Consider the following 6,360-nt stretch of genomic DNA (forward strand, 5'->3'; position numbering starts at 1 on the left):
ATTGGCGCATCAACTGCGCCAATTTTTGTCTTACGCGTCCAGCGAGCTCTGGTCGATAACCAGACCTGGGCCCATAGTGGTGCTCAGGGTAACGCGCTTGACATAGATACCTTTCGAAGAAGCTGGCTTGATACGCTTCAGATCAGCGATCAGGGCTTCAACGTTTTCCTTCAGCTTGACGGCATCGAAGCCGATCTTGCCAACGGAAGTGTGGATGATGCCGTTTTTGTCGGTGCGATAACGAACCTGACCAGCCTTGGCATTTTTAACCGCGGTAGCGACGTCTGGGGTAACAGTGCCGACTTTCGGGTTAGGCATCAGACCACGTGGACCGAGGATCTGACCCAGTTGACCTACAACGCGCATAGCATCCGGGGATGCGATCACGACGTCATAGTTCAGGTCGCCGCCTTTCATTTCGGCAGCCAGGTCGTCCATACCTACACGGTCAGCGCCGGCAGCCAGAGCGGCCTCAGCAGCTGGACCCTGGGTGAACACAGCAACGCGAACAGTCTTGCCAGTGCCGTGTGGCAGCACAGTAGCGCTACGAACGACCTGGTCGGATTTACGCGGGTCTACGCCCAGGTTTACAGCTACGTCGAACGACTCGCTGAACTTGACAGTCGACAGCTCGGCCAGCAGTGCAGCGGCGTCTACAATGTTGTAGGCCTTGCCTGCTTCGATTTTGCCGGCGATAGCCTTTTGACGCTTGGTCAGCTTAGCCATTACACACCCTCCACGTTAAGGCCCATGCTACGAGCAGAACCGGCGATAGTACGCACGGCTGCATCCATATCAGCTGCAGTCAGATCCGCGTTTTTGGTTTTCGCGATTTCTTCCAGCTGAGCACGGGTAACAGTGCCAACCTTAACGGTGTTCGGACGAGCGGAACCGCTGGTCAGACCGGCCGCCTTCTTCAGCAAAACCGAAGCAGGGGTGGATTTGGTTTCGAAAGTGAAGCTACGGTCGCTGTAGACAGTGATGATCACTGGAGTCGGCAGACCAGCTTCCAGACCCTGGGTACGGGCGTTGAAAGCTTTGCAGAATTCCATGATGTTCACGCCGTGCTGACCCAGAGCAGGACCAACAGGTGGACTTGGGTTAGCCTGAGCGGCCTTCACTTGCAGCTTGATGTAAGCGGTAATCTTCTTGGCCATGAGGCACTCCAATTACGGGTTCGAACGCCTCGAAAGGCTCCCCGGTTACTTGCGCGTTTATCCCAGTGACGACAAAACCCCACAGCCTAGGGCTGTGGGGTTGGGATGCTTGCTCAGCTAGACCTTTTCGACCTGACTGAACTCCAACTCTACCGGAGTAGAGCGTCCGAAAATGAGCACTGCCACTTGGATCCGGCTCTTTTCGTAGTTAACTTCTTCAACAACACCGTTAAAGTCAGCGAACGGCCCGTCATTGACTCGAACGGTTTCGCCTGGCTCGAACAACGTCTTCGGCTTCGGCTTATCGCTACCGTCGGCAACGCGACGCAGAATCGCCTCAGCTTCTTTATCGGTGATTGGTGCTGGCTTATCAGCAGTACCGCCGATAAAACCCATCACCCGAGGAGTATCCTTGACCAAGTGCCAAGTACCCTCGTTCATATCCATCTGAACCAGCACATAACCTGGGAAGAATTTGCGCTCGCTTTTGCGCTTCTGGCCATTACGCATTTCAACCACTTCTTCAGTGGGAACCAGAATTTCGCCGAAGCCATCTTCCATGCCAGCCAGCTTTACACGCTCGATCAACGAACGCATGACATGCTTCTCGTAACCCGAGTAAGCATGCACAACGTACCAACGCTTAGCCACGGGACACCCTTAGCCGACAATCAAGGAAACAAGCCAGCCGAGCAGGGAATCAAGCCCCCACAACAGCAACGCCATAACCAGGACAACAGCCACAACAATCAGCGTGGTCTGCGTGGTTTCTTGGCGAGTTGGCCATACGACTTTACGAATCTCGGTGCGAGCTTCCTTAACCAGTACAAAGAAAGACTTGCCCTTAGCAGTCTGCAGGCCTACAAAGGCAGCTACAGCAGCAATGACAAGCAATGCGAGTACACGGTACAGGATCGGCGAAGCAGCGTAATACTGATTACCGACAACGCCAACAATTACCAAAGCGACTACTACAAGCCACTTGAGCAAATCGAAGCGAGAGCCTTGAGCTTCAGCTTTAGGAGTCATCTATGAAGATCCTGTGAAAAGAAAGCCAGACACACCAAGTGAATCTGGCAGGTCAGGAGGGAATCGAACCCCCAACCTACGGTTTTGGAGACCGTCGCTCTGCCAATTGAGCTACTGACCTAAAACAAAATCAGGCCGACCATTATGCCGGCCTGAAAAAGACATTACAACTGTTTACTCGATGATCTTGGCTACGACGCCAGCACCAACGGTACGGCCGCCTTCACGGATTGCGAAACGCAGACCGTCTTCCATCGCGATGGTTTTGATCAGGGTAACAGTCATCTGAATGTTGTCACCTGGCATTACCATTTCAACGCCTTCTGGCAGCTCGCAGTTACCAGTCACGTCAGTAGTACGGAAGTAGAACTGTGGACGGTAGCCTTTGAAGAACGGAGTGTGACGACCGCCTTCTTCCTTGCTCAGAACGTAAACTTCTGCTGTGAACTTGGTGTGCGGCTTAACCGAACCCGGCTTAACCAGAACCTGACCACGCTCAACGTCGTCACGCTTGGTGCCACGCAGCAGAACGCCGCAGTTCTCGCCAGCACGACCTTCGTCCAGCAGCTTGCGGAACATCTCAACACCGGTGCAGGTGGTGGTGGTGGTGTCACGCAGACCAACGATTTCCAGGGCGTCTTGAACGCGAACGATACCGCGCTCGATACGACCAGTTACAACAGTACCGCGACCCGAGATCGAGAACACGTCTTCGATCGGCATCAGGAACGGCTTGTCGATAGCACGCTCTGGCTCTGGGATGTAGCTGTCCAGAGTTTCCACCAGCTTCTTAACAGCGGTGGTGCCCATTTCGTTGTCGTCTTTGCCTTCCAGCGCCATACGAGCCGAACCGATGATGATCGGAGTGTCGTCGCCTGGGAAGTCGTAGGTGGACAGCAGGTCGCGAACTTCCATCTCAACCAGTTCCAGCAGCTCAGCGTCATCTACCAGGTCAGCCTTGTTCAGGAAAACCACGATGTACGGAACGCCTACCTGACGGGACAGCAGGATGTGCTCACGGGTTTGTGGCATCGGACCATCAGCGGCCGAGCAAACCAGGATCGCGCCGTCCATCTGCGCAGCACCAGTGATCATGTTCTTCACGTAGTCAGCGTGACCTGGGCAGTCAACGTGAGCGTAGTGACGAATGTTCGAGTTGTACTCAACGTGCGCGGTATTGATGGTGATACCGCGAGCTTTTTCTTCTGGAGCGCTGTCGATCTTGTCGAATTCAACTACGGCCGAACCGAAAACTTCGGAGCAGACGCGAGTCAGAGCAGCGGTCAACGTGGTTTTACCGTGGTCTACGTGACCGATGGTGCCAACGTTGACGTGCGGCAGGGAACGATCAAATTTTTCCTTAGCCATCGATATCACCCCTAACAGAAGAAATTGAGCAAACAACACAAGCCATTAAAACAAAGGCAGATATTTTCATATCTGCCTTGTTATATGGAGCTCTTGAGCGGATTTGAACCGCTGACCTCACCCTTACCAAGGGTGTGCTCTACCAACTGAGCTACAAGAGCGTAACACTTTGCACAACCTGCAAACTTGGAGCGGGTAGCGGGAATCGAACCCGCATCATCAGCTTGGAAGGCTGAGGTTCTACCACTAAACTATACCCGCGGAGCCTGCAGCTCACGCTAAAATCTGGTGGAGGGAGAAGGATTCGAACCTTCGAAGTCGTAGACGTCAGATTTACAGTCTGATCCCTTTGGCCGCTCGGGAACCCCTCCTAATCAGGCCGGCATTCTATACTATGCCAAACCCCTGTCAAGCATTTTCTCATTTAAAAACCTGAGGTTAGCTGCGTTGACATCACTCCGCTGCTATTACCTTTTCAGGTCTTCGCTGTGGAGCGGGCGCCATTCTATGCAAACTATTCAGTAGGTGCAACCCCCTCGCACAGCATTATTTTATGTTTTAACTCATTGAATTCCTTGGAAAGGTTTTGTAGCTGAGCATCACCCAGCAAACGCTGGGTTTCAGGCGTAATCTGGAACCAATATGAGCCGCCGGAAGACTCTTTTGACGAAGGAAGAGCTTTTGCTCCAAGCTCCGTCAAACGCTGCTCCAACGCCTGAGCGGACTCGGGGCGCGCCAAACCACCTACATAAAGGCACTGCCCATCAGGCTTCCCCCCAGTCCTTTTTTCACGGGAAGCATCACCACCAGCCTCACTCAGCAAGCGAATATCCTGTTGCGAGCCACGATAAAGACTGAGCGGCGTGACATCTTTTGCGCGTAGCGGGGCCTCCTGCTGATGCCAGACGTAATAAAACACATTGAGTACCAGAAGCAGAAGGAACAACCAACGCATACAAACCTCAGGACAAAGGACACGCCATAGCCAAACCCACGAACACCAAATCGGCAACAACCCGAGCCTCAGGTGCGACATCCGAGACCAACTCGGCATCACCACCTGTAATGAAGACACTGTAGTCATCACCCCAGTAGGAACGCGCCATCTCCAACTGCGTCAATACGAATCCTCTTAGCATCAACGAACAGCCACGCTCGACAGCCTCAGCCGTGCTGCGCCCTGGAGCCTGACTCGTCAATGCCCGTTCCGCCGCCAGGTCTCCATAGCGAATTTTTCGAGTATGCGTACGCAACTGATTACGCATCAGCGGCATGCCAGGACAAATGAAGCCCCCCAGATGCTCACCGTCCGCGGAGATAAAGTCCGCAGTCACCGCCGTCCCGAAATCAAGAACCAGACAAGCACCTTTAGCCAGGTGAAAACCACCAAGCATCGCCAGCCAGCGATCGAGACCAAGGCGCTCATAGTCGTCGTAACCATTCGTTACGCCGGACATCTCGCGAGCGGGCGCCGCACAGACAACGGAAATGCCGAACTCGCGCTTGAGCAAGCCAATCAGCAAATTGGTCTCATCTTCAGTTCTTACGCTGACAAGGCGACATTTACCGAGAGATACCTTCTCAAGCGACCGAAGACTGTCGACCAAGGCGCCATCAGAGTCGACCACACCTTCTGCGACCAAGGCGCCCAACTCTGCACTCAGCACCCGCCACTTGATAAAACTGTTTCCACAATCGAGCTCAAGAATCATCACGCAACCTCAAGCTGAGCTCACCACCACTAAAGACCTTTTCCACACCATCTACCTTTAGCCGCAGCGCGCCTTGATTATCGATTCCCAGCACCACACCCTCTACCTGATTGACACCGGCAGTGAGAGAAACCGGCTGCCCCTGCCACAAATGGCTCGCCTCCCACTCCGCCTGAAGCGCAGAGAAGCCGTCTGATTGGTGACGTCGCAGATAGAGTTGCAGCTGCTTACTCAGCTCAACCGCCAGAATATTGCGATCACAAGATTTACCCGACTCTAGACGCATTGAAGTCCATTGCTGATCGACTTCGTCAGTAGCCTGCATGTTCACATTAATGCCCACGCCCAACACTACATGACAAACGTCCGCTGGATCTCCGACGAGCTCCAGCAGGATGCCTGCGATTTTTTTTCGCCCGACCAAAACATCATTGGGCCATTTCAGCCCCACACCTGGCACCCCAAGCGCGCGCAGGGTCTGCATGACCGCGAGACCGACAACAAGACTTAACCCCTCAAGCTGACGCATCCCGCCATCGATACGCAACACGAGGCTGTAATAGAGGTTTTCAGCAAACGGACTCACCCATTTACGACCTCTGCGCCCACGCCCTGAGCTTTGGCGCTCAGCCAGTACAAGAAAGGGAGCTGCCTGCCCCCGATCCACCGCGCGCAACGATTCAGCATTAGTAGAGTCGACGGAATCAAAAATACTGACAGACCAGCCAGGAAGACCTTCCTCTATCCTGAACGAGTCAAGCAACGTCAATGGTGAGGCTAATTGATAGCCCCGTCCTCGAACTTTATGTATGGACAACCCAAGCTCAGCCTCCAGGTGTTGAAGCTGCTTCCACACTGCACTTCGACTAATTCCCAAGGCAACACCCAGGGCCTGACCGGAATGGAATCGACCATCCTTCAGAAGGTTCAACAACGTCAGCATGCAGGTCTCGCCTCAGAATGAGGCCCGAATAATAGCCATGCACCGGGCCGCTGCATAGAATTCAAACAATCCATTTTCCTGCGGGCAAAACAAAACCCCAACTGCTTTCGCAATTGGGGTTTCGGAATTTAATCTTGACGATGACCTACTC

8 protein-coding genes and 4 tRNA genes are annotated in these 6,360 nt (G+C 53.7%); all 12 read right to left on the reverse strand.

The genetic code is table 11. From position 1 onward, the window contains the following. Positions 1-30 precede the first annotated feature (30 nt). Positions 31-726 (reverse strand): 50S ribosomal protein L1, encoded by a 696-nt coding sequence (gene rplA / locus AC1RT4_RS28885; RefSeq protein ID WP_003228754.1) that lies wholly within the window; start codon positions 724-726, stop codon positions 31-33. Beyond that, positions 726-1,157, reverse strand: coding sequence for a 50S ribosomal protein L11 (gene rplK / locus AC1RT4_RS28890; RefSeq protein ID WP_003228756.1), 432 nt, complete (start codon positions 1,155-1,157; stop codon positions 726-728). The genes rplA and rplK overlap by 1 nt, the downstream gene beginning before the upstream one ends. 117 nt (positions 1,158-1,274) lie before the next feature. Further along, positions 1,275-1,808 (reverse strand): transcription termination/antitermination protein NusG, encoded by a 534-nt coding sequence (nusG, locus tag AC1RT4_RS28895; protein ID WP_007957598.1) that lies wholly within the window; start codon positions 1,806-1,808, stop codon positions 1,275-1,277. Positions 1,809-1,817: 9 nt separating this feature from the next. Then, the gene (gene secE / locus AC1RT4_RS28900; protein ID WP_007957600.1) at positions 1,818-2,186 is read right to left on the reverse strand and encodes a preprotein translocase subunit SecE; all 369 of its coding nucleotides are present in this window, start codon (positions 2,184-2,186) and stop codon (positions 1,818-1,820) included. A gap of 45 nt (positions 2,187-2,231) precedes the next feature. Continuing rightward, positions 2,232-2,307: transfer RNA gene (locus AC1RT4_RS28905), tRNA-Trp, on the reverse strand. Positions 2,308-2,360: 53 nt separating this feature from the next. Further along, complete coding sequence (gene tuf, locus AC1RT4_RS28910) at positions 2,361-3,554, reverse strand: elongation factor Tu (RefSeq protein WP_010220303.1); 1,194 nt, start codon at positions 3,552-3,554, stop codon at positions 2,361-2,363. A gap of 85 nt (positions 3,555-3,639) precedes the next feature. Then, a tRNA-Thr gene (locus tag AC1RT4_RS28915) sits at positions 3,640-3,715 on the reverse strand. A gap of 26 nt (positions 3,716-3,741) precedes the next feature. Beyond that, positions 3,742-3,815: transfer RNA gene (locus AC1RT4_RS28920), tRNA-Gly, on the reverse strand. Positions 3,816-3,840: 25 nt separating this feature from the next. Further along, a tRNA-Tyr gene (locus AC1RT4_RS28925) sits at positions 3,841-3,925 on the reverse strand. 143 nt (positions 3,926-4,068) lie between these two features. Beyond that, positions 4,069-4,509 (reverse strand): hypothetical protein, encoded by a 441-nt coding sequence (locus AC1RT4_RS28930; RefSeq protein ID WP_493089506.1) that lies wholly within the window; start codon positions 4,507-4,509, stop codon positions 4,069-4,071. A 7-nt stretch (positions 4,510-4,516) separates the two neighbouring features. Continuing rightward, positions 4,517-5,266 carry a pantothenate kinase gene (locus tag AC1RT4_RS28935; RefSeq protein WP_493089508.1) on the reverse strand — a complete coding sequence of 250 codons (750 nt, stop codon included), beginning with the start codon at positions 5,264-5,266 and terminating at the stop codon, positions 4,517-4,519. Beyond that, positions 5,256-6,209, reverse strand: a complete 954-nt coding sequence (gene birA, locus AC1RT4_RS28940; RefSeq protein ID WP_493089510.1) for a bifunctional biotin--[acetyl-CoA-carboxylase] ligase/biotin operon repressor BirA — start codon at positions 6,207-6,209, stop codon at positions 5,256-5,258. The genes AC1RT4_RS28935 and birA overlap by 11 nt, the downstream gene beginning before the upstream one ends. Between the last annotated feature and the right edge of the window lie 151 nt (positions 6,210-6,360).

It is taken from the genome of Pseudomonas sp. GW821-FHT11D10 (assembly GCF_058808435.1).